Annotated in this window: 24 protein-coding genes; 15 read left to right on the forward strand and 9 right to left on the reverse strand. The window is 57.4% G+C overall.

From position 1 onward, the window contains the following. The first annotated feature begins 65 nt into the window (after positions 1 to 65). The 8 genes from rpsA to BLR20_RS12530 all read left to right on the forward strand — a co-directional run bounded on the left by rpsA (position 66) and on the right by BLR20_RS12530 (position 9349). Positions 66 to 1757, forward strand: coding sequence for a 30S ribosomal protein S1 (gene rpsA, locus BLR20_RS12495; protein WP_002554562.1), 1692 nt, complete (start codon positions 66 to 68; stop codon positions 1755 to 1757). Positions 1758 to 2078: 321 nt separating this feature from the next. Further along, positions 2079 to 2375, forward strand: coding sequence for an integration host factor subunit beta (gene ihfB, locus BLR20_RS12500; RefSeq protein WP_002554561.1), 297 nt, complete (start codon positions 2079 to 2081; stop codon positions 2373 to 2375). Positions 2376 to 2399: 24 nt separating this feature from the next. Continuing rightward, positions 2400 to 2642, forward strand: coding sequence for a lipopolysaccharide assembly protein LapA domain-containing protein (locus BLR20_RS12505; RefSeq protein ID WP_032612201.1), 243 nt, complete (start codon positions 2400 to 2402; stop codon positions 2640 to 2642). Between the two features lie 410 nt (positions 2643 to 3052). Continuing rightward, on the forward strand, positions 3053 to 4495 hold the full coding sequence (locus BLR20_RS12510; protein WP_074594739.1) for an MBL fold metallo-hydrolase RNA specificity domain-containing protein: 1443 nt from the start codon (positions 3053 to 3055) through the stop codon (positions 4493 to 4495). A 250-nt stretch (positions 4496 to 4745) separates the two neighbouring features. Continuing rightward, positions 4746 to 5726, forward strand: a complete 981-nt coding sequence (locus BLR20_RS12515; protein ID WP_054993537.1) for a UDP-glucose 4-epimerase family protein — start codon at positions 4746 to 4748, stop codon at positions 5724 to 5726. Continuing rightward, complete coding sequence (locus tag BLR20_RS12520; protein WP_054993538.1) at positions 5719 to 6729, forward strand: MraY family glycosyltransferase; 1011 nt, start codon at positions 5719 to 5721, stop codon at positions 6727 to 6729. Before BLR20_RS12515 ends, BLR20_RS12520 begins: the two co-directional genes overlap by 8 nt. Positions 6730 to 6832: 103 nt before the next feature. Next, a complete protein-coding gene (locus tag BLR20_RS12525; RefSeq protein ID WP_025991003.1) occupies positions 6833 to 8827 on the forward strand; it encodes a polysaccharide biosynthesis protein in 1995 nt (664 codons plus the stop codon). A 159-nt stretch (positions 8828 to 8986) separates the two neighbouring features. Beyond that, complete coding sequence (locus tag BLR20_RS12530) at positions 8987 to 9349, forward strand: ComEA family DNA-binding protein (RefSeq protein ID WP_032612192.1); 363 nt, start codon at positions 8987 to 8989, stop codon at positions 9347 to 9349. Between the two features lie 101 nt (positions 9350 to 9450). Here BLR20_RS12530 and BLR20_RS12535 read toward each other — a convergent pair whose 3' ends face one another. Continuing rightward, positions 9451 to 10020: a TetR/AcrR family transcriptional regulator gene (locus tag BLR20_RS12535; RefSeq protein ID WP_010433648.1), complete on the reverse strand. Its 570-nt coding sequence runs from the start codon at positions 10018 to 10020 to the stop codon at positions 9451 to 9453. 120 nt (positions 10021 to 10140) lie between these two features. After that, on the reverse strand, positions 10141 to 10932 hold the full coding sequence (locus tag BLR20_RS12540) for a TlpA disulfide reductase family protein (RefSeq protein ID WP_032612190.1): 792 nt from the start codon (positions 10930 to 10932) through the stop codon (positions 10141 to 10143). Positions 10933 to 11347: 415 nt separating this feature from the next. On the opposite strand from BLR20_RS12540, the gene BLR20_RS12545 reads away from it, so the two are divergent. Further along, positions 11348 to 12625 (forward strand): aromatic amino acid transport family protein, encoded by a 1278-nt coding sequence (locus BLR20_RS12545; RefSeq protein WP_032612188.1) that lies wholly within the window; start codon positions 11348 to 11350, stop codon positions 12623 to 12625. A gap of 72 nt (positions 12626 to 12697) precedes the next feature. Here the strand turns inward: BLR20_RS12545 and BLR20_RS12550 are convergent, their stop codons facing one another. The 3 genes from BLR20_RS12550 to BLR20_RS12560 form a co-directional block, all read right to left on the reverse strand. After that, complete coding sequence (locus BLR20_RS12550; protein WP_002554553.1) at positions 12698 to 12904, reverse strand: hypothetical protein; 207 nt, start codon at positions 12902 to 12904, stop codon at positions 12698 to 12700. 123 nt (positions 12905 to 13027) lie between these two features. Then, a complete protein-coding gene (locus BLR20_RS12555; RefSeq protein ID WP_032612186.1) occupies positions 13028 to 13510 on the reverse strand; it encodes a GreA/GreB family elongation factor in 483 nt (160 codons plus the stop codon). A 3-nt stretch (positions 13511 to 13513) separates the two neighbouring features. Beyond that, positions 13514 to 13912 carry a hypothetical protein gene (locus BLR20_RS12560; RefSeq protein WP_010433661.1) on the reverse strand — a complete coding sequence of 133 codons (399 nt, stop codon included), beginning with the start codon at positions 13910 to 13912 and terminating at the stop codon, positions 13514 to 13516. A gap of 159 nt (positions 13913 to 14071) precedes the next feature. Here BLR20_RS12560 and earP point away from each other — a divergent pair, with 159 nt between their 5' ends. Both earP and BLR20_RS12570 read left to right on the forward strand, forming a co-directional pair. Beyond that, complete coding sequence (gene earP / locus BLR20_RS12565; protein ID WP_054993539.1) at positions 14072 to 15208, forward strand: elongation factor P maturation arginine rhamnosyltransferase EarP; 1137 nt, start codon at positions 14072 to 14074, stop codon at positions 15206 to 15208. Positions 15209 to 15307: 99 nt separating this feature from the next. Next, positions 15308 to 15877, forward strand: coding sequence for an elongation factor P (locus tag BLR20_RS12570; protein ID WP_003373297.1), 570 nt, complete (start codon positions 15308 to 15310; stop codon positions 15875 to 15877). A gap of 102 nt (positions 15878 to 15979) precedes the next feature. Here BLR20_RS12570 and BLR20_RS12575 read toward each other — a convergent pair whose 3' ends face one another. Continuing rightward, positions 15980 to 16399 carry an organic hydroperoxide resistance protein gene (locus tag BLR20_RS12575; RefSeq protein WP_054993540.1) on the reverse strand — a complete coding sequence of 140 codons (420 nt, stop codon included), beginning with the start codon at positions 16397 to 16399 and terminating at the stop codon, positions 15980 to 15982. Between the two features lie 228 nt (positions 16400 to 16627). After that, positions 16628 to 17101 (reverse strand): MarR family winged helix-turn-helix transcriptional regulator, encoded by a 474-nt coding sequence (locus tag BLR20_RS12580; protein WP_010433678.1) that lies wholly within the window; start codon positions 17099 to 17101, stop codon positions 16628 to 16630. Between the two features lie 188 nt (positions 17102 to 17289). On the opposite strand from BLR20_RS12580, the gene BLR20_RS12585 reads away from it, so the two are divergent. Beyond that, a complete protein-coding gene (locus BLR20_RS12585; RefSeq protein ID WP_054993559.1) occupies positions 17290 to 18036 on the forward strand; it encodes a sulfite exporter TauE/SafE family protein in 747 nt (248 codons plus the stop codon). Here BLR20_RS12585 and BLR20_RS12590 read toward each other — a convergent pair. Beyond that, positions 18026 to 18880, reverse strand: a complete 855-nt coding sequence (locus BLR20_RS12590; RefSeq protein WP_010433683.1) for a LysR family transcriptional regulator — start codon at positions 18878 to 18880, stop codon at positions 18026 to 18028. The genes BLR20_RS12585 and BLR20_RS12590 overlap by 11 nt on opposite strands. A 94-nt stretch (positions 18881 to 18974) precedes the next feature. Here BLR20_RS12590 and BLR20_RS12595 point away from each other — a divergent pair, with 94 nt between their 5' ends. Next, positions 18975 to 19208, forward strand: coding sequence for a DUF1127 domain-containing protein (locus BLR20_RS12595; RefSeq protein WP_032612179.1), 234 nt, complete (start codon positions 18975 to 18977; stop codon positions 19206 to 19208). A gap of 18 nt (positions 19209 to 19226) precedes the next feature. On the opposite strand, the gene BLR20_RS12600 is transcribed toward BLR20_RS12595, so the two are convergent. Continuing rightward, positions 19227 to 20573: a class II 3-deoxy-7-phosphoheptulonate synthase gene (locus tag BLR20_RS12600; protein WP_032612177.1), complete on the reverse strand. Its 1347-nt coding sequence runs from the start codon at positions 20571 to 20573 to the stop codon at positions 19227 to 19229. Positions 20574 to 20742: 169 nt separating this feature from the next. Here BLR20_RS12600 and BLR20_RS12605 point away from each other — a divergent pair, with 169 nt between their 5' ends. Together BLR20_RS12605 and BLR20_RS12615 are read left to right on the forward strand one after the other, a co-directional pair. Further along, a complete protein-coding gene (locus tag BLR20_RS12605; RefSeq protein ID WP_054993542.1) occupies positions 20743 to 21504 on the forward strand; it encodes a spermidine synthase in 762 nt (253 codons plus the stop codon). Between the two features lie 453 nt (positions 21505 to 21957). After that, positions 21958 to 23631 (forward strand): DEAD/DEAH box helicase, encoded by a 1674-nt coding sequence (locus BLR20_RS12615; RefSeq protein ID WP_003404191.1) that lies wholly within the window; start codon positions 21958 to 21960, stop codon positions 23629 to 23631. Positions 23632 to 23653 lie beyond the last annotated feature (22 nt).

Here is a 23653-nt window from a genome sequence, read left to right on the forward strand (position 1 = left end):
AAACCCACGTTGTCTGGAGCGTGGCAGATGGGCGTATTCTTCGCCCTTGATCAACAGGAATTAAAATGAGCGAAAGCTTTGCAGAACTTTTTGAAGAAAGCCTAAAGACCCTCAACCTTCAGGCCGGTTCGATCATCACCGCTATCATCGTTGATATCGATTACCAGGCAGGTTGGGTTACGGTTCACGCCGGTCTGAAATCTGAAGGCCTCATCCCGCTGGAACAGTTCCACAACGACGCTGGCGAGCTGACCATCAAGATCGGTGATGAAGTTCACGTTGCGCTGGACGCGGTCGAAGATGGCTTTGGCGAAACCAAGCTGTCCCGCGAAAAAGCCAAGCGTGCCGAGTGCTGGATCGTTCTGGAAGCGGCTTTCGCAGCTGAAGAAGTGGTCAAGGGCGTTATCAACGGTAAGGTTAAAGGCGGCTTCACTGTCGACGTTAACGGCATCCGTGCGTTCCTGCCTGGTTCTCTGGTTGACGTCCGCCCTGTGCGTGACACGACTCACCTGGAAGGCAAAGAGCTCGAGTTCAAGGTCATCAAGCTGGACCAGAAGCGCAACAACGTTGTCGTTTCCCGTCGCAGTGTCCTGGAAGCCGAGAACAGTGCCGAGCGCGAAGCTCTGCTCGAGTCCCTGCAGGAAGGTCAGCAAGTCAAGGGTATCGTCAAGAACCTCACCGATTACGGCGCATTCGTCGATCTGGGTGGCGTCGATGGCCTGCTGCACATCACCGACATGGCCTGGAAGCGCATCAAGCATCCATCGGAAATCGTCAACGTTGGCGACGAGATCGATGTCAAGGTCCTGAAGTACGATCGCGAGCGCAATCGTGTTTCCCTTGGTCTGAAGCAACTGGGTGAAGACCCATGGGTTGCTATCAAGGCTCGCTACCCGGAAAGCACCCGCGTTACTGCGCGTGTTACCAACCTGACCGACTACGGCTGCTTCGCAGAGCTGGAAGAAGGCGTGGAAGGCCTGGTACACGTTTCCGAAATGGACTGGACCAACAAGAACATCCACCCTTCGAAAGTCGTTCAGGTTGGCGACGAAGTGGAAGTCATGGTTCTGGACATCGACGAAGAGCGTCGTCGTATCTCCCTCGGCATCAAGCAGTGCAAATCCAACCCATGGGAAGATTTCTCTGGCCAGTTCAACAAGGGCGATAAAATCTCCGGCACCATCAAGTCGATCACCGATTTCGGTATCTTCATTGGTCTGGACGGCGGCATCGACGGTCTGGTTCACCTGTCCGACATCTCCTGGAACGAAGTGGGCGAAGAAGCCGTACGTCGCTTCAAGAAGGGCGACGAGCTCGACACTGTAATCCTGTCGGTTGATCCTGAGCGTGAGCGTATCTCGCTGGGTATCAAGCAGCTGGAAAGCGATCCGTTCTCCGAGTACGTCACTGTCAATGACAAGGGCGCCATCGTTCGCGGTATCGTTAAAGAAGTTGACGCCAAAGGCGCCATCATCACCCTGGCCGACGACATCGAAGCGACCCTCAAGGCTTCCGAAATCAGCCGTGACCGCGTTGAAGACGCGCGTAACGTTCTGAAGGAAGGCGAAGAGATCGAAGCCAAGATCATCAGCGTTGACCGCAAGAGCCGCGTGATCAGCTTGTCCATCAAGTCGAAAGACGTTGAAGACGAGAAAGAAGCGATCCAGAGCCTGCGTAGCAAGCCTGAAGTCGCTGAAAGCACTGGTCCTACCACTATTGGTGACCTGCTGCGCGCGCAAATGGAAAAACAGAACTAAGTTCTGCTTGACCAAAAAAAGGACGACTTCGGTCGTCCTTTTTTGTTTCTGCCGTTCAGGCCCTGCAGATTAGGGTGCCCCCGGCTTGCTCTCACGCACAGTGTGAGTCGCAAAGCGCCTCCAGCGGCCTCTCAGGCCGTCCTGTTTCGTCTATTGTCCCAGCTCCCTTCCTAGACCGCTTGCTTGTCATGTCGCTGTCATCTGTCCATGCCTGGTTAGACGGTGTTGAACATAAGTCAATAGATGGGCTGTTCAAATTCATCCGGTCATGCTAAAACCTTCCAAGCGCTGATCTAGCTGCTTGAAAAAGAAGGGAAAAATATGACGAAGTCGGAGTTGATCGAACGAATTGTCACCCATCAAGGGCTGCTCTCATCCAAGGATGTGGAGCTGGCCATCAAGACCATGCTTGAACAAATGTCCCAGTGCCTGGCTACCGGCGACCGAATCGAAATTCGGGGCTTTGGCAGCTTTTCATTGCATTACCGCGCACCGCGGGTAGGGCGTAACCCGAAGACCGGTCAGTCGGTCAGCCTCGATGGCAAGTTTGTCCCGCATTTCAAGCCAGGCAAGGAGCTTCGGGATCGGGTCAACGAGGACGAGGAAGAGGGCTTTTAAAGCCATTCACTACAGGATCACCAGATGCGTATCTTCAAACGAGTCATTTTGATCGTCGCCGTGTTGTTTGTTGTTCTGGCAACAACCGTTTTTGTGCTTGAAAACCGGCAGTCTGTCGCCGTGACGCTTTTCGGCTGGTCGGCGCCTCAGCTTCCGTTGGCATTGCCTGTCGTGCTTGCCTTGCTCGTCGGCATGGTCATCGGCCCGATACTGGCGTGGATAGCCAGCTTTAGTAAAAAGCGCACACCTTCCCCTCGCTCTGTCTGAGCAGCGCTGATAAGGCGTCGTCGGAGATCAATCTGACGACACGGTAGCGCGTGTTTTTTATTTCCTCCTGTTCAATGAAACAGCACGCGCTGCTCCGGAGCTGGCGCGCTTGTTTGTCTTCAAACGGTTTTGTTGAAAAAAGAGTCTTATAATTCTGTCGGTTTATTCTTGGCTTTTATCAAGAATAGTTACTTCGCTGTGTAGGAATATTCGCTTTTTTAATTCATGTATCCATTCTAAAGGGTTAGCCGGTTATATTCATTTTCTGCGTCGATTGCTGCTGCCCTGAGAGGGTTGTGTCAAGACTTGAACATGAGTCGTTCAAGTGCAGAATGCGCCAAACTTACTGTTCAGATTCCACTCCGGATGTTCCAGGTATTCAGGGCAGGCTGACAAGAAAAGGTGACTGCATGTCTTATCCGGAAATCACTCATCACGGCGCTGTCGATACCGTGACGGGCTCGTGCCACCAGTTGCATATGGATGCGTCGTGCAGCCTGTTGATTGATTGCGGGTCGGTGCAAGAGCGCGGCAGGCAGTCCGGGACCGCTTCGTTCGGCTTCGATCCCGAAGCGATCAGGGCGTTGATGATCACCCATGTGCAAAATGACCATGTCGGACGTATTCCCGAGCTGCTTGCATTTGGTTACACAGGGCCGATATTGTGCAGCGAACCCAGTGCCCATCTGTTGCCACTGGTCATGGAAGATCTCCTGAACATTCAATTTGCACACGACCCCGGGCAGGCAGCGCGTTATTTGGAGCTCATCAGCAGGAGAGTCATCGCCCTGCCATTCGATGACTGGTTCAGCCTGGTCGAAAACGAATCCCTGCATTGCCGGGTCCGTTTGCAGCGTGCCGGGCACATACTGGGTTCGGCCTACATAGAATGCGATCTTCAATACCCTGCACAAGCGCGTTCTGTGCGAGTGGTCTTTTCCGGAGATCTGGGGGCGAGCAACACACCGTTTCTGCCTGCGCCGAAGCCGCCCGAGCGGGCGGATGTGCTGATTCTGGAAAGTACTTATGGCGATCGTATTCACGAAGATCGCAGCCTTCGCCAGCAAAGGCTCGAGCGGATCATAGACAAGGCGCTGGAAGATCAGGGCACCGTCCTGATCCCGGCGTTCAGTATCGGTCGAACCCAGGAATTGCTTTACGAGCTTGAGGACATCCTGCGGCGCAGGATGCAGTCGAATCACTCTGCCCGGAACAGTGCCAACCCGAGTGGCGGTGAAATAACCGCCGGCAACTGGTCGAGGTTGCCGATCATCCTCGACTCGCCTCTGGCGAACCGGTTCACGAAGGTCTACCAGTCGCTCGACGACTACTGGGATGAGGATGCACGGCTGAGGCTCGATGTTGGCAGAAAGCCGTTGGGTTTTGCGCAGCTGGTTACTGTCGACACTCATGGGCAACACTTGCGCACGGTCAATTACCTGGCCAGCACTGCGCGACCGGCCATTGTGATTGCCGGTAACGGCATGTGTGCCGGAGGCAGAATCGTCAATTACCTGAAAGCCATGCTCGGTGACGCGCGTCATAATGTGGTGTTTGTCGGCTATCAGGGCAAGGGCACGCCGGGTGAGGCCATTCAGTTACACGGTCCACTGGGCGGCTATGTAGAGCTGGACCATGAGCGATTTGATATTCGCGCCGGCATCCATACCGCCAAAGGCTATTCTGCCCATGCCGATCAGAGCGAACTGGTGGAGTTCGTCACCGGCATGAACGAGTGGCCGAAACAGATTCGGCTGGTGCATGGTGAAGCGGCTGCAAAAAAGACGCTGGGCAATATTCTGGTTCAGCAGTACGCGCGCGAAAAGCGCCACGTGGAAATGATCATCCCTTGAACGGAAAGTGGGCGTGTTAGTTGTAAGCTGACGGTGTAACCGAAATTTTGCCGTGCGAGCTTCTTCACGCGATTATTGCGAATCACCTCCGACCACGTTGAGCACTGGCAAGGCATTGATGCCTGTAAGTCCGGTGCAATAACGGAAAAGAGCGCGGTCATGGCAAAGTTATAAAATGGATTGAAGATATTTCAGTTGTCAAAAAGCGTTACATAAGCAATATTTGGTCAATTTTGAAGGGCGTACTTGCATGAGCGGTGATGTTGCATTGGTTGCAATAACAGGTGCGACAGGTTTCGTGGGCAGTGCTGTGGTTCGCCGGCTGATTGAACGCACAGGCTGTACGTTGAGGGTTGCGGTCCGCGGCGCCTATGCTGCCTGCAATCCGCGCATCGATGTTGTCAGTGCGCAATCGCTGGCCCCGGATAATCAATGGGCAAGCTTTGTAACCGGCGCGGCTGTGGTGATTCACTGTGCTGCGCGGGTTCATGTGCTCAATGAGACCGCTGACGCACCGGATCAGGAATACTTCCGCGCCAATGTCACCGCAACACTGAATCTGGCAGAGCAGGCCGCAGCGGCAGGGGTCAGGCGCTTCATCTTTATCAGCTCCATCAAGGCCAATGGCGAGTCTACGCTTCCGGGTGCACCATTCAAGGCCAGCGACCCGTGCAAGCCGCTGGATTCTTATGGCGTGTCGAAGCACAGGGCTGAAGAGGGCTTGCGCGAGTTGGCTGCCCGTACCGGCATGCAGGTGGTGATCATTCGTCCGGTGCTGGTCTACGGTCCGGGGGTCAAGGCCAACTTCAGAAACATGATGCGTTGGCTGGACAAGGGGCTGCCATTGCCGCTCGGGTCTATCAATAATCGCAGAAGCCTGGTGGCGGTTGATAATCTGGCAGACCTGGTCACGGTCTGTGTCGATCATCCCGCCGCAGCTGACCAGACGTTTCTGGTCAGTGACGGGGACGATCTGTCCACCTCCAGGCTGCTGCGCGAAATGGGCAAGGCTCTCGGCAAACCTGCCCGACTGCTGCCGGTGCCGGCCGTGCTGTTGAAAGCGGCTGCAGCAGTGTTGGGCAAGAAAGCTCTTTCGCAACGGCTATGCAACTCGCTGCAGGTCGATATCAGTAAAACCTGTACGATGCTGGACTGGCATCCACCTGTGAGTATTGAACACGCCATGCAGGACACCGCTCGATATTATCTGGAACACGACAAGCATGATTGAGTGGTTGTCGGTAATCGCTATTGCCTTTCTGTCTCTGATTCTGACGGCGCTGCTGCGAAAGTATGCGCTTGCCAAAAGTCTGATCGACATTCCCAACGCCCGAAGCTCACATTCCATACCCACGCCCAGGGGCGGTGGTGTTGCGATCGTCATCACCTTCATCATGGCGATGGCGGTCCTGGGGTGGGCCGGTCATCTGCCTTCCTCTGCGTTTGTCGCAATTGTCGGATCGGGAGGTCTGGTGGCTGTGATCGGTTTCATGGACGATCACGGGCATATCGCCGCACGATGGCGCCTGCTGGGGCATTTTGCTGCGGCTGCATGGGCCTTGTTCTGGCTGGACGGACTTGCTCCGCTCGACGTCATGGGCTGGACGTTCGACGCGGGCCCGCTCTGGCAGGTACTCGCGGCGTTCTATCTGGTGTGGATGCTGAACCTCTATAACTTCATGGACGGAATCGACGGTATCGCCGGTATCGAGGCGGTTACTGTATGCCTGGGCATGAGCATTATCTACGCGCTGGGCGGCCACACCGGGCTGTCCTGGGAGGTACTCATGCTGGCTGCTGCCGCAGCGGGTTTCCTCTACTGGAACTTCCCTCCGGCGAAGATATTCATGGGCGATGCGGGCAGCGGTTTCCTCGGAATAGTGCTCGGCGTGCTATCCATTCAGGGTTCCTGGACCTCACCTCAGTTATTCTGGTGCTGGTTGATTCTGCTGGGTGTGTTTGTCGTCGACGCGACCGTCACCCTTGTGCGACGTCTGTTACGCAGAGAAAGGCTCTACGAGGCGCATCGCAGCCACGCGTACCAGTTTGCGTCGCGTCATTACGGCAGGCATGTGCCGGTTACGCTTGCAGTGGGACTGATCAATCTTGTCTGGTTGCTGCCCATTGCACTATGGGTTGCGCTGGGCGATGGAGAAGGGCTTATATGGGCGGTAATGGCGTACTGCCCGCTGATTCTGCTGGCGCTAAGGTTTAGCGCCGGCAAGGCGGAATAAGGTAACGAAGTGTTATTCCGGTTGTCTCAGACAGTAATTGTTTCACAGGTACCGATTTCAAGTCATGTTGCAACCGGTAGCATAACGGAGCACTAAAAAATTGATGAGCAGGTTGCGAGCCAGACTACTGGCTCTACCACGTCGCAAAAAACGAATAATTCAGGTGGCTGCCGACGTCCTTTTGGTCTGGCTGGCCCTGTGGATGGCGTTTGTCGTACGACTGGGTATCGATGAGCTGATCAATCCCCTCGAGAAGCACACGTGGCTGTTCATCAGTGCGCCCGTTGCGGCTATCCCGCTGTTCATCCGGTTCGGCATGTATCGCGCAGTGATGCGCTACTTCGGCAATGACGCGCTGATCGCCATCATCAAGGCTGTCACGATGTCGTCGTTGATCCTTGGTTGCATGGTCTACGTTTACAGTAACCACCAGCAATTGGTCCCGCGTTCGGTGATCTTCAATTACTGGTGGCTGAGCATGGTCATGATCGGCGGTCTGCGACTGGCCATGCGGCAGTATTTTCTTGGCGACTGGTTCGCTGCGGCGCAGCACGTGCCTTTCGCCAAGAGCGATAACGGACTGCAGAAGGTCGCCATTTACGGCGCTGGTGCAGCGGGAAACCAGTTGGTCGCCGCATTGCGCATGGGCCGTCTGATGCATCCGGTGGCATTCATTGACGATGATGAATCGATTTCCAACCGGGTCATTTCCGGCCTTCAGGTCTACAAACCGCGAAACATCCAGCGAATGATAGATTCCACGGGGGCTCAGGAAATCCTCCTGGCAATCCCGTCTTCGTCGCGTGGGCGTCGTCGGGAAATCCTCGGTTTTCTGGAAGGCTTTCCGCTGCACGTACGAAGCGTTCCGGGCTTTATGGATCTGGCCGCTGGCAGGGTCAAGGTCGATGACCTTCAGGAAGTCGACATCGCAGACCTTCTGGGCCGCGATGCAGTCCCGGCACGCGATAACCTGCTTGAGCACTGCATCAAGGGCAAGACGGTGCTGGTGACTGGCGCAGGCGGCTCGATCGGTTCTGAGCTGTGCCGACAGATACTGCTGCTCAAACCTACCCAGTTGCTGTTGCTGGACCATAGCGAATTCAATCTCTACAGCATTCTCTCGGAGCTTGAACAGCGTTCGGCTCGCGAGTCACTCTCGGTGAAATTGCTGCCCATACTCGGTTCCGTACGCAATCACCCCAAACTGCTGTCGATCATGAAAACCTGGAAGGTCGACACGGTCTATCACGCTGCGGCCTACAAGCATGTGCCCATGGTCGAGCACAATATTGCCGAAGGCGTCATCAACAATGTCGTGGGCACGCTCAATACCGCTCAGGCAGCGTTGCAGGCAGGGGTATCCAACTTTGTCCTGATCTCTACAGACAAGGCGGTCCGCCCGACCAATGTGATGGGCAGCACCAAACGCCTTGCCGAATTGATATTGCAGGCACTGAGCCGCGAAACCGCGCCAGTGATCTTCGGTGACAAGGCCAACGTCTATCAGGTCAACAAGACCCGCTTTACCATGGTTCGCTTTGGTAACGTGCTTGGATCGTCCGGTTCGGTGATCCCGCTGTTCCACAAGCAGATCCAGTCAGGCGGGCCGCTGACAGTGACGCATCCCAAGATCACCCGTTACTTCATGACTATCCCAGAGGCTGCTCAGCTGGTCATTCAGGCGGGCTCCATGGGGCATGGCGGCGATGTCTTCGTTCTAGATATGGGAGAGCCGGTCAAGATTGTCGAACTGGCCGAGAAGATGATCCACCTGTCCGGTCTGGCCATTCGCTCGGAGAAAAATCCACACGGTGACATTTCCATCGAGTTCACCGGCTTGCGTCCTGGCGAAAAGCTCTATGAAGAACTGTTGATCGGAGACAACGTAGTTGCCACCGAGCACCCGATGATCATGAGCGCAAACGAAGATTGCCTGCCGTGGGATGTATTGAAAGTCCGCCTGACAAAACTGCTGGATGCGGTCGATCAGGACGATTACAACAGCGTGCGGCAGTTGCTGCGCGAAACGGTAAATGGTTATACGCCAGAGGGTGAAATCGTTGACTGGATGTATCAGGAGCGCAGCGGCGAAACGTGATTCCATAAGCATTTTCGGGTGTGTAGGCAGAGGTAGAAATACGCTGAACGATCTGGCAACAGGCAGCAACGCTCGGCTGCTTCTCCAGGAGGGGACGCTGGTCTAAGTTTCAGGCACAGCATGTGGAATGCTGCCTTGAACTGCTATGGAGCTTTATCTATGCGAACCCCTATCTTCAGTGCCTTGATCTTTGCCTTGCTCACCACTGCCTCGGTGGCGGTCAACGCCGCCCCTGCGTCCCAGCCCGCCATATCAGAGCCTGCGGTGTCCCATTCGCCGACGATGCAGGACAAAACGTCCACTACTGCGGATGAACAACGCAAGGACAGGGTCAATCTCAATACGGCCGATGCCCAGACACTGCAGAAAGAACTGGCGGGAATCGGGAAGAACAAGGCTGATGCAATCGTGGCTTACCGGGAAGCCAACGGCGACTTCACATCGATTGATGAGCTGATCGAGGTCAAGGGGATCGGCAAGGCCATTCTGGACAGGAATCGCGAAAAACTTGCGATTGACTGACAAGGGTTTCACTCATTAAACACACAGGCCGATCATTGATCGGCCTGTGCGTTTATAAACCTTCGCCGAGAGTTGGCCTCGGGAAAGCGAGTTCTCAATGGTCAGTTGGTGCTCTTTTTTATCTCCTGTTTGAGATAGTCGCGGGTCGTTTCCAGAATGCGCTGTGACAGCTCCTCGTCAAAAGCGCTGCGGGCGAGTGCCAGGCCACCTACCAGTGCGGACAGCACCGGCAGGCTTTTGGACTCCAGACCCTTTTCCGCAAGGGTCTTGTCGAACAGTTCCAGGAGGTGAAGGATGATTTTATCTGTCGTCATGCTGGGCTGATCGCGCTGGCCCAGTTCCAGGCACATGGTCGGTAACGGGCATCCGCCGTCTTCCGCGTCGCGGCTGGATATCGATAGGTAGAGATCAATGAATTCACTGAGCGAGTCCTGCCTGGCGAAAACGTCGCTGGTGATTCCTTTTACATTGTCGAGGGCGTGACTCAATGCCTGTTCAACAAGATCATCCTTGGATTTGAAATGCGCGTAGAAACCGCCATGGGTCAAGCCAAGTGCCTTCATCAAAGGTTGCAAGCCCGTAGCACCAATGCCGTCGCGACGGAAGCGCATGGACGCTTCCTTGACAATGCGTTGGTGCGTTTGGGCCTTATGATCGAGCGCGTAACGCATGCGCTGAGTCTCCAGAGAGGGCCAATGTGTCAGCGCATTTATACATGGATAGGTGAAACGATGCAGCAGGCTTTCGCTCACTATGAGAACTTCAGCTCAATAAGACAGGTGAATACCTGCCTATTTATCCAGGTAATGAGTGAGGCTGGCTCTGGACAATTCACCCAGATGACTGCCGGTCAGCCGTCCGTCCGGCGAATAGAAGAGGGTTGTGGGCAGCGCCACTGAACCGACCTTTCGGGCGAATTCGCCGTCCGGATCCAGAAAACTGTTGCTCAGCACCAGTTGCTGTTTCGACAGGTAGTCGCTGACGGTTCCGGCGCTTTCGGCCTGATTGACGAACAGAAAAGTAATGTCCTTGCGTTCCAGCTGCATATCGCGCAGCACTGGCATTTCGCGACGACATGGAGGGCACCAGGTCGCCCAAATGTTGATGACCACTGGTTTGCCCCGATAGTCGGAGATCCTGACCGGCTCTCCAGTCAGCGTCTGAAGTGTTGTATCAGGCAATGAAATGCGCTTTTGATAGTTGTCCAGAATCAAACCGCCCGCCACCCAGATGGCCAGTCCGATGCTCAGCCCGAACGTCAGGGCACGACGCTGTTCGGGACGACGCCAGCCGATTATCAAGCCGCCCAGCAGGGCGCAGATAACCCCGGGCCAGACTAGAAAACCGCCATCACGGATATCCAGTGCCTTCCAGGGGGAGTCGCTGTACTGCGCGAAATAGGTCAGGACGAACGCGATACGTGCGGTGGCGATACCCAGAATGAAGAGCCCGAATACGGCGGTCTTTTTGGCCCGGGTATGCCGGACAAGCCGGGCCTCTACCAACGTGGCCGTTATCAAGGCGCCCAGTAGCAACAGATGGGATATTGCGAGGGCGAACGGTCCGGCGTTGATGCTCAACATCGTTTTTGGTCCTTGAAAGGCTTTTTTACCGGGATCGCATTCAGTTGCAGGTGCATGTGTCTGCCTGGCAACGATCCATTGCGTACTGTAAAGGCGCGGCATGGTATCGCCGCTGCCTCTTCAGTGAAAACGCGGAACTGTTCCCGAATGTTAAGCAGCATGGGCAACCGGTATTGGCTCGCGGCTAGTCAAACCGCACTTTCATCGACAAGAGGTTGATCGTCCTCCAGCCCTTTGTGCAAAAGGCGTGCGCTCGAATGCCAGCATGCTGTGCAAAAAACTATTGTCCTACAAGGCTTTGACTTCTGGCGTCAATCCCGGAGAATCTCGCCCGCTGTTTTCGAGGGGGCGCTGAACTGCCGGTTTTTTCGAGGCGTTTCCCTTTTTGATAAACCGGCCACGGAGAGTCGACCGGATGAATGATCAGGCTAATGGCGTCGTAGAACGTCTGGATGTAGCTCCCGAGAGCATCGCGTCGTGGAATCGCAATGACACCACCTGGATGCTCGGATTGTTCGGTACCGCCATAGGTGCGGGTACCCTGTTTTTGCCAATCAACGCAGGTATCGGTGGTTTCTGGCCATTGATGGCGCTGGCACTGCTGGCGTTTCCCATGACGTTTTACGCCCACCGCGGATTGACGCGTTTCGTGCTGTCAGGACGTGAAGGTGCCGACATCACCGATGTGGTCGAAGAGCATTTCGGCAAGAGTGCCGGCGCGATGATCACCTTGCTGTATTTCTTCGCAATCTTTCCGATCCTGCTGATCTACAGCGTGGCCCTTACCAACACGGTAGGCAGTTTTCTTGAGCACCAGATGCACATCACGCCGCCACCACGCGCCGCATTGGCGTTCGTGCTGATCATGGGCCTGCTGGCCGTGGTGCGTTGCGGCGAGCGGTTCATCGTCAAGGCCATGAGCCTGATGGTTTACCCGTTCATCGTCGCACTGTTGTTTCTGGCGGTATTCCTCATCCCGCACTGGACCGGCGGCATTCTGAGCACTGCCAACACGTTCCCTGAGCTGTCGGCGTTCATACCTACGCTGTGGCTGGCCATTCCGGTGATGGTGTTCTCTTTCAACCACACGCCGATCATCTCGGCCTTTGCCGTGGATCAGAAGCGCCAGTATGGCGAAAACGCCGAAGTGCGCAGTTCGCAGATTCTGGCCCGCGCGCACGGTCTGATGGTCGTGATGGTGCTGTTCTTCGTGTTCAGTTGCGTGTTGACACTATCGCCTGCCCAACTGGCCGAGGCCAAGGCGCAGAACATCTCGATCCTGTCCTACCTGGCCAATCACTTCAATAACCCGACCATCGCCTTTGTCGCACCGCTGATTGCGTTCGTGGCTATTTCCAAATCGTTTCTCGGCCACTACATCGGTGCAAGCGAGGGCTTGAAAGGCCTGGTTCTGAAAGCGGGTCGTCGTCCTGCGCCCAAGGCGCTTGACCGTATGACAGCAGCGTTCATGCTGGTGGTGTGCTGGCTGGTTGCAACGCTTAACCCAAGCATCCTGGGCATGATCGAAACCCTGGGCGGGCCGGTGATTTCGGCTTTGCTGTTCCTGATGCCGATGTACGCCATTCACAAAGTACCGGCCATGCGTAAATACGCTGGCGCCTGGTCCAACTACTTTGTGGTTGCCGCCGGTGTGGTAGCGATTTCAGCACTGATCTTTTCGCTGACCCGCTGAATCCGGCAGGCGAGATATCGAGGTCTGCGCCGATCCAACGGCGCAGACTGCGATCAGGTTATGCGATCGTGATCAATCCACCGGCTCGGGATACAACGGCCTGGACAAGTGCATGATGCTCGCATAGTCGTAAACGTACTGCCGTCCCGCATGGCTGGTCGAACGCAGTTGGTCGATCAGTTGTCGTTCTTTCTTGTTCAAGTATCTCAACGCCGGATCTTGGCTGGACTTCAGGCGATCACGTTCATGGGCGTCAGGGAATGCGATGACGTTCGTCATGAAAAATCTCCTTGGGTTTTAGTCCTTGTTTGCTTTGATGTTGCCCCGGTTGCGGTGGTTATGGCGACGGCTCACCTTACCCACAAAAACTTGATGCGATCAACCCTGCAGATGCCGGGTGTGTCACAACGTCTGTGTTATCTCGTAGGATTGTCCGCTGCCGTTGATGACAATCTGTACAGCATCGTCTTCGAATTTGCCCAGCAGGCTTTGCCCGAGCGGGGCCCTGGCAGTAATGACGGTGACCAGTCGATTCCCTGCACTGACCTTCAGGCCGGCAGCATCGGGGCCAAGGAACAGACAGTGCGTCTGCCCGCCGGCATCCTCGACAACCACCAGATCACCGGTCTGAATACCGTGTGATTCATCGAATGGCTTGAGCGGCCATTTCCGATAAAGCGCCAGCGACTGCCGAATCTCCTCGACGCGCCGAGCCTGGCCGGCGGCCAGGTAAGACGCTTCCAGTCCCAGCGTGTCGTACTTGTTCTCGGCGATATTCTCTTCGTGGGTGGCCGTTTCGTAGGCGGTCTGCGCCGCTCGTTCTGCGATGTCCAGATCGATTTTCAGTTTCTCGACGATCAGTTGCAGTACATCCCGTTTGTTCATGGTTTATCCGCAGTACTGATAGATGCTGGCACGGCTTTTCTCACTCGGTGCCGTGCGATCCTGCTGCATCCAGAAATCACACTTCGAACGGTTGAAGGTGCGCTGTTGTTGCTCCTGAGCCTGCTCGCGGGCCTGACGAGCCTCGCTTTCACGCAGGCTTTGCTCATATTTGCGAAACATCTCGGTCTCCGGCGCAGAGGGGGAGGCAGCTTTTTGCGCGGGAGGGGCGGTCAGCTGGGCTGCTGCATTGTCCAGCGCCTGGGTCTGGGCCGGTGGCAGGCTTTTGTAATACAGCAAGCCGGTCAGAAACACGGCCAGAGCGCCCAGCCAGATGCCGAGGGCAATGCACACGATCAATTTCAACGACACGTACAGGTCGCGACGGCGGGTAGGGAATGACATGACTGAACTCCTTGCAGGCCAACAGGTGTGATTGTGCCATGCCTGATGGCCAGGCATGAAAACGGTACCGCATGGTTGCCCGATAGCATCAGGCTGGTGACAACGTGCCGTTCTGAACGACAATCAGCGTTTTTTGCCGTCCAGCCTCAGGGAGCCAGGATGAAAGCCTCGTGGGATATTTTTTGCAGCGTAGTCGACAACTACGGTGATGCGGGCGTGACCTGGCGTCTGGCGCGCCAGCTCGTTGCCGAGCATGACCTGCAGGTGCGTTTATGGATCGATGATTTGTCGGCTTTCGTTCGCTTGTGCCCTGGTGCCGAACCCCTGGCCCGGCAGCAATGGCAAGAGGGCGTAAGCGTTTGCCAGTGGCCGACCGAATGGGTGAACACCGATATTCCTGATGTAGTCATCGAAGCCTTCGCCTGCCGCCTGCCGACGGGCTACACCGAAGCGATGCTGCAGCGTTCGCCCAGGCCGCTATGGCTGAATCTCGAGTACCTCAGCGCCGAAGACTGGGTGTCTGGCTGCCACGGCCTGCCTTCGCCACAGTCGAACGGTTTGAAGAAGTTCTTTTTCTTCCCGGGCTTTTCCGCAGCCACGGGTGGTTTGCTGCGCGAAACGAGCCTGATCGAGCAGCGTCATGCGTTCCAGCGTGACGTAGTCGCGAGACAAGACTTCCTGAAGGGATTGGGTATCGAAGCGTTGCCCGATGCACGGCTGATCTCGGTATTCGCCTATGAAAATCCCGCGCTCTGCAGTTGGCTCGATGCCTTGGCCAGCGATAGCCGGCCGACGCATCTTCTAGTGCCGGAGGGACGCATCCTCGGCGACCTGCAGCGCTGGCTGGGTATCGACGATCCGCTGCGCGCCGGGTTCATTCAGGTCCGCGCGGGGCTGACGGTTCAGGTCCTGCCGTTCATCCGTCAGGAGCTTTACGACCAACTGCTCTGGAGCTGCGATTTCAACATCGTACGCGGCGAGGACTCGTTCGTGCGTTCGCAGTGGGCGGGGCAGCCGATGCTCTGGCACATCTACCAGCAGGAAGACGATGCGCATCTGCCCAAGCTCGACGCGTTTTTAAAGCTCTATCTCGCGGGTCTTACGCCGGCGGCCGCTCAGGCGGTGAATCAGTTCTGGCAGCGCTGGAATGCCGGTGGCGACCTTGGCGAGTGCTGGGCGGCGCTGGCCGAGCACTGGCCGCAGATCGAGCGACATGCCGAACGCTGGTGCCAGCAACAAGCCGCACAGACTGATCTTGCCACGGCGCTGGTGCAGTTTTATGTAAATTCGCTATGATACGCGGCCTTGATACAAGGCTCTGTACGAAAAAGGCCTGCGCAGGTTGTTTCTCGTACAGAGCCTTTGGTTAATTCCATCCAAATTCGGATATATGCAATGAAAACTGGTAAAGAGCTGAAACCCGGTACCGTGATCCGTCTCGAAAACGATCCTTGGCTGGTTCAGAAAGCTGAGTTCACCAAATCCGGTCGTAACAGCGCGATCATGAAGACCAAGCTGAAAAACCTGCTGACCGGTTACAAGACCGAGATCGTTTACAGCGCTGACGACAAGCTGGACGACGTGATCCTGGATCGCAAGGAAGCCACCCTGTCTTTCATCAGCGGTGACACCTACACGTTCATGGACACCACTGACTACACCATGTACGAGTTGAACGCCGAAGACATCGAAAGCGTTCTGCCTTTCGTTGAAGAAGGCATGACCGACGTCTGCGAAGCCGTGTTCTTCGACGAGCGCCTGGTTTCCGTAGAGTTGCCGACCACTATCGTGCGTCAGGTTGACTACACCGAAGGCTCCGCTCGTGGCGACACGTCGGGCAAGGTCATGAAGCCTGCCAAACTGAAAAACGGCACCGAGCTGAGCGTTGCTGACTTCATCGAAATCGGCGACATGATCGAGATCGATACCCGTGAAGGCGGTTCCTACAAAGGCCGTGCGAAGTAAGCACGGTTTTGTAACCCCGTTACGCAAGAAACCCGCATCGCTGCGGGTTTTTTTGTGCCTGAGATTCTTGCCGGGCAGCCGTTACTCAGGCGTCGGACAGGATCAGACTTTTACATGCAGGCGCACATCGACGTTACCGCGAGTGGCGTTGGAGTAGGGGCATACCACGTGCGCAGCATCGACCAGTTGCTGGGCTTCGGCTTGTTCCAGGCCTGGCAGGCTGACATGCAGATCGATGTCCAGACCGAAACCGCCCGGAATCTGGCCGATGCCTACGTGGGCGGTGATCGAGGTGTCTGCCGGAATGCTGCGTTTGCTCTGGCCGGCCACGAACTTCAATGCACCGATGAAGCAGGCCGAATAACCGGCAGCGAACAGCTGCTCAGGGTTAGTCGCTGCACCGCCAGCACCGCCGAGTTCTTTCGGGGTCGCCAGCTTGACGTCGAGAATCTTGTCGTTGGAGACAGCACGACCATCACGGCCGCCGGTGGCGGTTGCAACTGCGGTGTAAAGAGTGTCCATGATCTTTCCTCGTTCGATAAAGGTTTGATTGCGCAAAATACTTGCGCGCTAACTAATCGCAGGGCAAAGGTAGTCCAAGGATAGTTTGCGCGCAAGTTAATTTTTCAGAAAAGTGCGAGGCCTGTCGTTGGCGGGCAGGGCCACCGCTCTGGAAAGCCTGCCAGGCCTCACGCACGGTAGGTCGTGCATGACGAGGACAGGTCTGCCGGAATTGGGGGAGGGCTTGTCCTAGAGGCTATGGTGCAGATGCTCGCGCAGCTCCAGCAACTGGGCTTGCAGGTCGCGAAGCTTTTCCATGGTCAGTCCGCTCGACGAGAGAACACAGCCAGGTACGGTCAAGGCCTTTTGCTGCAATTCGCGGCCCTGTGCGGTCAGGTGAAGCAACACCACCCGCTCGTCTTCCTTGCTGCGCGTACGGCTGATGAAGCCCTCACCTTCAAGGCGTTTGAGCAGAGGCGTCAATGAGCCAGGATCGGTGAGCAGGCGGGTGCTGACGTCTCCCACGGTAAGCCCGTCCCGTTCCCACAGCACCATCATCGCCAGGTACTGCGGATAGGTCAGCCCGAGCGCCTGCAACAGCGGCTTGTAAACCTTGGTCATCATCAACGAGGTGGAATACAGAGCGAAACACAATTGGTTATCCAGCAGCAGCGAATCGCAATCGGCAGGTGCGGAGCGGGTCGGGCTTTCGTCGGCACTCATATCAGGTCCTCAAACTCAGTCGAATGAGTTTAACTTAGTGTTGCACTCTTTAATGCGCCAGATAATTTCGTTCATGCGCGCTCAAAGCGCTGGCATCGTGCGTGATGCGCGAAAAAAACCGCGTCATCGGGTGTCGGTCCAGAGCAGGACTGCGTAGCATTTGGCCATTGACCGGGTGGGGACGCAGTGTGATTGAAATTGTGATGTTTGTGTTGCTGGGTGCAGCGATGGGCACCCTGGGAGGGTTGTTCGGTATCGGTGGTGGTCTTGTGGCAATTCCCGCGCTCGGGGTGCTGTTCGGTCTTGATCAGCAACTCGCTCAAGGGACCGCCTTGTTGATGGTCCTGCCCAACGTGCTGCTTGCCTTGTGGCGTTACAACCAGCGCAACCGGATTCTGTTGCGTAATGCGCTGATGCTGATCATCCCCAGTTTCATTTTTGCCTGGCTGACCTCGCTGCTCGCGGTCCGCGTCGACCCGCAAGCTATGCGCCTGGGCTTTGTCGGCTTTCTGGTGGTGCTCACCGTGTTCAATGTCGCGCAGATGTATTGGCGCAGCAAGCAGGCTGCTGCCGGGTTGCGTCATGAAAAGTGGCTATGGCTGCTGGGCGTCGGATCCGGCGTGACTGGTGGTCTGTTTGGCGTCGGCGGCGGGGTAGTGGCAACGCCGATCCTTACCAGTTTTTTCGGCACAAGCCAGGTCGTGGCCCAGGGGCTGGCGCTATCCCTGGCGGCGCCGAGCACCGGTATCACGCTGGTCACTTACGCACTGCACGATCACGTCAACTGGTCGATGGGTATTCCGCTGGCCATCGGCGGCCTGGCCAGCATCAGCTGGGGCGTGAAGCTGGCGCATTCGTTGCCTGAGCGAACCCTGCGCTTGATGTTCTGCGTGTTTCTGGTGCTCTGTGCGGTCATTCTCGCGCTCAAGGTTTGAAGCCGGCGATGATGTAATCGGCCATGCATTCGGTAATGGGCGAGGGGGTTTCAGGGTTGCGCAGCAGGACGATGCTGGCGGTCGGCAACTGTGGCAATTGTTCCGCCTCGCCGAGGATGCGCAAGTCCGCTGTGGCCAGACTCTGGAACTGCGCGGTGACAGCCAGTCCCGCACTGACCACTGCGGTGATCGCCGCCATGCTTGAGCTGCTGTAGGCGATGCGGTAATCGCGCCCCACGCTGTCCAGCGCATTGCAGGCCCAGTCACGACAGAAGCAGTGTGTGTTGAACATCGCCAGCGGCATGGGCGTTTGCTCATGCGGGGCAAAGCCGATGGCCTCCATCCACATCAGGCGTTCCTGACGCAATAGTGTGCCGATCTCGGTGCCGGGCTTGCGCGTGACAATGGTCAGATCAAGGTCGTGACGTTGCAGCAGAAGGTCCGATGGCTCGCAATGCACTTCCACCTGAACCAGCGGATAGGCCTGCGCGAATTGCGCCAGAATGCCGGGCAAAAAGCGCATCACGTAGTCGTCCGGCGAGCCGATTTTTACCACGCCGATCATGTGTGGCTCGCGCAAGGTATTGAATACCTCGCTATGCAGCTTGAGGATCCGCCGCGCATAGCCGAGCAGTACCTGACCCTCTGCAGTCAGGTTCAGCACCCGGCCTTCACGCTGAAACAGTGGGCGCTGCACGACATCTTCCTCCAGACGCTTCATCTGCATGCTGACCGCCGACTGCGTGCGATTGACGGCTTCGCCTGCGCGGGTAAAGCCGCCGTGATCGGCAATGGCCACGAAGGTGCGCAGCAGTTCGGTATCAATGCTCGGGTAGGTGGCCAATACATCAATCTCCCAGATGTAACGCATAAGGAACATTCGTTGGATTGATCCTACGCCCGGCGCGAGACTTCAGTCATCCCACACGGAGGGCTAGGTGATGAAAGGTCAGAAACAATGCGTATTGATGGAAGAGGCTGATGGGTGTTCGCAGTCGGGCACGCTGTTCACAGCGCTGAGGTGTCATCTGCAGCGCTGGCTGGAGCTGCATCGGCAGCGCCACTTGCTGGCACAGATGAGTGACGGAACACTGAAGGACCTTGGCTTGAGCCGTGCCGACATTCAGCAGGAAGCCGAGCGCCCATTCTGGGACGACCCGCTCAAGCGCTGAGCGGGCAGTTTTTCCGGTTTAGCGCCTGACCTGCTTGAGGGTCTCGGCAATCAGGAAGGCCAGTTCCAGTGACTGATCGGCGTTCATGCGCGGGTCGCAATGCGTGTGATAGCGATCCGAAAGGCCGTCTTCAGTGATCGGGCGGGCACCACCGATGCATTCGGTGACGTTCTGTCCGGTCATTTCGATATGGATGCCGCCCGCGTAAGTGCCCTCGGCCTGGTGCACCTGAAAGAACTGCTTCACTTCGCCAAGGATCTGCGCGAAATCGCGGGTCTTGTAGCCGCTGCTTGCCTTGATCGTGTTGCCGTGCATAGGGTCCGAGCTCCACAGCACCTTGCGGCCTTCGCGCTCGACGGCGCGGATCAGCTGTGGCAAGTGATCACCTACCTTGTTGGCGCCCATGCGCGCGATCAGGTTCAGGCGTCCCGGGTCGTTATCCGGGTTGAGGGTATCGATCAGGCGAATCAGGTCGTCGGTGTTCATGCTCGGGCCGACCTTGACGCCGATCGGGTTGTTGACCCCGCGCAGGAACTCGACATGCGCGCCATCCAGCTGGCGGGTACGGTCGCCGATCCACAGCATGTGCGCCGAGCAATCGTAGTAATCGTTAGTCAGGCTGTCGCGTCGTACGAAAGCTTCTTCGTAATTGAGCAGCAGCGCTTCGTGGGCGGTGAAGAAGCTGGTTTCGCGCAATTGCGGCGAGCTGTCCATGCCGCAGGCGCGCATGAACGCCAGGGTTTCATCGATACGCCCGGCCAGCTGGCTGTACTTTTCTGCCAGCGCCGAGTTGGCAATGAAGTCCAGGTTCCATTTGTGGACCTGATGCAGGTCGGCGAACCCGCCCTGAGCGAAAGCGCGCAGCAGGTTCAGAGTGGCGGTGGACTGGTTATAGGCCTGCAGCAGGCGCTCGGGGTCCGGTACACGGCTCTTCTCGTCGAACCCGATGCCGTTGACGATATCGCCGCGGTACGCCGGGAGCGTCACGCCATCGATGATTTCATCGTTGGCCGAGCGTGGCTTGGCAAATTGCCCGGCCATGCGGCCGACTTTCACCACCGGGCAGCCGGCGGCAAACGTCATCACGATTGCCATCTGCAGCAGGACCTTGAACGTATCGCGAATCTTGGCGGCGGAAAACTCCATGAAGCTTTCCGCGCAGTCGCCGCCCTGCAGCAAGAACGCACGCCCCTGGGTCACTTCGGCAAACTGACGGCGCAACTCACGTGCTTCGCCGGCGAACACCAGCGGCGGATAACTGGCCAGCGTCTGTTCGACCCTGTGCAGGTGCTCGGCATCAGGGTAGTGAGGTTGCTGCTGAATCGGCAGTGCCCGCCAGCTGTCGGGGCTCCAGGGTTGGCTCATTATTGGCTCTAGAGTTGTGCAATCGGATCGGCATGTTAGCAGTTCGTCGTTGCTCTGCCAGTCTGGTGCGGACCATTCGAGCGGCGCCGCACGCCACAACGTGTGACAAAGCCGCGCGCTTGCCCGACAATTCGTATTTTGCGCTCAGCGCAGACAACCAGGAACGGTGATGACGGAAGAGCGTGAGCGCGTAGAGCGGATCCTGGCCGAGGTCCACGACGATTTCGGCATGATTCGCGTGCTGGAAGTGGAGGACTACCGCTTTCTGGAGTTTGGCGATGCCATCGAGCAAAGCTGTACCTTTACAGCCGATCCGAGCTGGCTGGAGTACGACTACACCCGAGCGATGCTGATCGGCGCGCTGTGTCATGACGCGCCGGAAAGCGCGCTGTTTCTGGGGCTGGGAGCCGGCACGCTGACCCAGGCCTGCATGAAGTTCCTGCCCCTCGAGGACGTTGAAGTCATCGAGCTGCGCCCGGATGTGCCGCGTCTGGCCATGGAGTTCATGGGGCTCGACGACGATCCGCGTCTGTATATCCGCATCGGCGATGCGCTGGACCTGCTGGACAGCGCCGAGCCTGCCGACCTGATCTTTGTCGACCTGTACACCGATGTCGGGCCGGGCGTCGGGCACCTGGCCTGGAATTTCCTGCAGAGCTGTCAGCAGCGGCTGAGTCCGGGCGGCTGGCTGATCATCAATCAGTGGGCCACCGACGACGGCAAGCCGCTGGGCGCGGCGCTGTTGCGTGGTCTATATCACCGTCACTACTGGGAGCTGCCGGTGAAGGAGGGTAATGTCATCCTGCTCGTGCCGGCCGACCTGGATCAGACGCTGGATATCGACGCGTTACGCGGGCGCGCCGAGGCACTTGCACCGGATCTGGGTTACTCGCTGGCATCGCTGATCGGGGCTATTCGTCCCGCGACCTGAGCTGACGACAGGTGAGTCGATTGTGCTGAAAACAGGGTGGGACAATTCGCCACACCTCGAAGGCCGTGATACCAGTCATACGCAGGAATAGATTAAACGTTTAAGCGGCAATGCCCGCAATCCCGGGCCCGCGCCCTGATCAGACGGCCTTCTGCCCGCACTCAGGGCCTGCCGCCGCTCAAAAATGGCGCAACGTTTCGTAAAAAAAGACTCACTAAGGTGCGTATTTCCGGTATAGTGCGCGCCGGCCTTAACACGGCCCTCGTCAAGGTATTGCAGTTCCCCGAAGCCAGCTTCGGTTGCTTGTTCGCACAACGGACTAGCCTGGACGATCCATTCATCAAACGTTTTCGCAAATCCCCGCCGACAAAGCAGCCAGGGTGACCTCAAGGTCGTACACGGCACGCGCAGCTTTGAAGCATGGGTCTTTGCGGATGCACTAGAGGCAGACCCATGACCCAGGAAATCGGCGGCTTCGCCGCTCTCGAACTTCATCCAAATATCGTTGCAGCAGTCGTCGCCACTGGCTACGAAGAGCCTTCGGCCATTCAGCAGCAATCGATCCCGATTATTCTCGCCGGTCACGACATGATTGGTCAGGCGCAAACCGGTACGGGTAAAACCGCCGCGTTCGCACTGCCTATCCTGCATCGTATCGACCCGAGCAAGCGCGAGCCGCAAGCACTGATCCTCGCCCCGACCCGCGAACTGGCACTTCAGGTTGCCACCGCGTTCGAGACCTACGCAAAACAAATGCCGGGCGTAACCGTTGTAGCGGTCTACGGCGGCGCGCCTATGGGCCCTCAGCTCAAGGCTATCCGTAATGGCGCACAGATCGTCGTCGCTACCCCGGGCCGTCTCTGCGACCACCTGCGTCGTGACGAGAAAGTCCTGGCGACCGTGAACCATCTGGTTCTCGACGAAGCGGACGAAATGCTCAAGCTGGGCTTCATGGACGACCTCGAAGTCATCTTCAAGGCCATGCCTGAAACCCGCCAGACCGTACTGTTCTCGGCCACGCTGCCACAGTCGATCCGTGCCATCGCCGAACGCCATCTGCGCGATCCGAAGCACGTCAAGATCCAGACCAAGACCCAGACTGTCACCGCGATCGAGCAGGCTCACCTGCTGGTTCACGCTGACCAGAAGACCTCGGCCGTACTGAGCCTGCTGGAAGTCGAAGACTTCGACGCCCTGATCATGTTCGTCCGCACCAAGCAGGCGACCCTGGATCTGGCCAGTGCCCTTGAAGCCAAAGGCTACAAGGCTGCCGCACTGAACGGCGACATCGCCCAGAACCAGCGCGAGCGCGTTATCGAATCCCTCAAGGATGGCCGTCTGGACATCGTTGTGGCGACTGACGTTGCTGCCCGTGGTCTTGACGTTCCGCGTATCACCCACGTATTCAACGTGGACATGCCTTACGACCCAGAGTCCTACGTTCACCGTATCGGCCGTACCGGTCGTGCCGGTCGCGAAGGTCGCGCACTGCTGCTGGTGACGCCTCGTGAGCGCCGCATGCTGCAAGTGATCGAGCGTGTTACCGGTCAGAAGGTTGCGGAAGTCCGCCTGCCGGATGCCCAGGCCGTTCTGGATGCGCGCATCAAGAAACTGACCAACAGCCTGTCGCCGCTGGTTGCCGATGCCGAATCGACTCACGGTGATCTGCTCGATCGTCTGACTGCCGACATCGGCTGCAGCCCTCGCGCTCTTGCCGCTGCACTGCTGCGCAAGGCTACCAACGGTCAGGCACTGACCCTGGCAGCCATCGAGCGCGAGCGTCCACTGGTTCCGAACAACGCCCCGCGCGGTGATCGTCCAGAGCGCAGCAGCGACCGTGGTGATCGTCCTGAGCGTGAGCGTCGTGCGCCGGTTCCATTGGCTGAAGGCCGTGCTCGTTGCCGTACCGCGCTGGGTGCGCGTGATGGTATCGCTGCCAAGAACCTGCTGGGTGCCATCCTCAACGAAGGCGGCCTGGCCCGCGAAGCGATCGGCCGTATCCAGGTTCGTGACAGCTTCAGCCTGGTCGAACTGCCGGAAGATGGTCTTGAGCGTCTGCTGACCAAGCTCAAGGACACCCGCGTTGCTGGCAAGCAGCTCAAGCTGCGTCGCTATCGCGAAGACTGATCTGCTCCTGAGCTGATCGGCC

This window comes from Pseudomonas congelans (assembly GCF_900103225.1).
Lineage (GTDB): Bacteria > Pseudomonadota > Gammaproteobacteria > Pseudomonadales > Pseudomonadaceae > Aquipseudomonas > Aquipseudomonas congelans.

Bases quoted from the DNA above. Each gene is read 5' to 3' on its own strand.
- BLR20_RS12540 (WP_032612190.1), bottom strand. From the start codon at position 10,932: ATGTTGAGCATCAACGCCGGACCGTTCGCCCTCGCAATATCCCATCTG.
- BLR20_RS12560 (WP_010433661.1), bottom strand. From the start codon at position 13,912: ATGTCATTCCCTACCCGCCGTCGCGACCTGTACGTGTCGTTGAAATTG.
- BLR20_RS12570 (WP_003373297.1), top strand. From the start codon at position 15,308: ATGAAAACTGGTAAAGAGCTGAAACCCGGTACCGTGATCCGTCTCGAA.
- BLR20_RS12545 (WP_032612188.1), top strand. From the start codon at position 11,348: ATGAATGATCAGGCTAATGGCGTCGTAGAACGTCTGGATGTAGCTCCC.
- BLR20_RS12515 (WP_054993537.1), top strand. From the start codon at position 4,746: ATGAGCGGTGATGTTGCATTGGTTGCAATAACAGGTGCGACAGGTTTC.
- BLR20_RS12535 (WP_010433648.1), bottom strand. From the start codon at position 10,020: ATGCGTTACGCGCTCGATCATAAGGCCCAAACGCACCAACGCATTGTC.
- BLR20_RS12575 (WP_054993540.1), bottom strand. From the start codon at position 16,399: ATGGACACTCTTTACACCGCAGTTGCAACCGCCACCGGCGGCCGTGAT.
- BLR20_RS12555 (WP_032612186.1), bottom strand. From the start codon at position 13,510: ATGAACAAACGGGATGTACTGCAACTGATCGTCGAGAAACTGAAAATC.
- BLR20_RS12510 (WP_074594739.1), top strand. From the start codon at position 3,053: ATGTCTTATCCGGAAATCACTCATCACGGCGCTGTCGATACCGTGACG.
- BLR20_RS12600 (WP_032612177.1), bottom strand. From the start codon at position 20,573: ATGAGCCAACCCTGGAGCCCCGACAGCTGGCGGGCACTGCCGATTCAG.
- earP (WP_054993539.1), top strand. From the start codon at position 14,072: ATGAAAGCCTCGTGGGATATTTTTTGCAGCGTAGTCGACAACTACGGT.
- rpsA (WP_002554562.1), top strand. From the start codon at position 66: ATGAGCGAAAGCTTTGCAGAACTTTTTGAAGAAAGCCTAAAGACCCTC.
- BLR20_RS12525 (WP_025991003.1), top strand. From the start codon at position 6,833: ATGAGCAGGTTGCGAGCCAGACTACTGGCTCTACCACGTCGCAAAAAA.
- BLR20_RS12550 (WP_002554553.1), bottom strand. From the start codon at position 12,904: ATGACGAACGTCATCGCATTCCCTGACGCCCATGAACGTGATCGCCTG.
- BLR20_RS12580 (WP_010433678.1), bottom strand. From the start codon at position 17,101: ATGAGTGCCGACGAAAGCCCGACCCGCTCCGCACCTGCCGATTGCGAT.
- BLR20_RS12615 (WP_003404191.1), top strand. From the start codon at position 21,958: ATGACCCAGGAAATCGGCGGCTTCGCCGCTCTCGAACTTCATCCAAAT.
- BLR20_RS12605 (WP_054993542.1), top strand. From the start codon at position 20,743: ATGACGGAAGAGCGTGAGCGCGTAGAGCGGATCCTGGCCGAGGTCCAC.
- BLR20_RS12530 (WP_032612192.1), top strand. From the start codon at position 8,987: ATGCGAACCCCTATCTTCAGTGCCTTGATCTTTGCCTTGCTCACCACT.
- BLR20_RS12520 (WP_054993538.1), top strand. From the start codon at position 5,719: ATGATTGAGTGGTTGTCGGTAATCGCTATTGCCTTTCTGTCTCTGATT.
- BLR20_RS12505 (WP_032612201.1), top strand. From the start codon at position 2,400: ATGCGTATCTTCAAACGAGTCATTTTGATCGTCGCCGTGTTGTTTGTT.
- ihfB (WP_002554561.1), top strand. From the start codon at position 2,079: ATGACGAAGTCGGAGTTGATCGAACGAATTGTCACCCATCAAGGGCTG.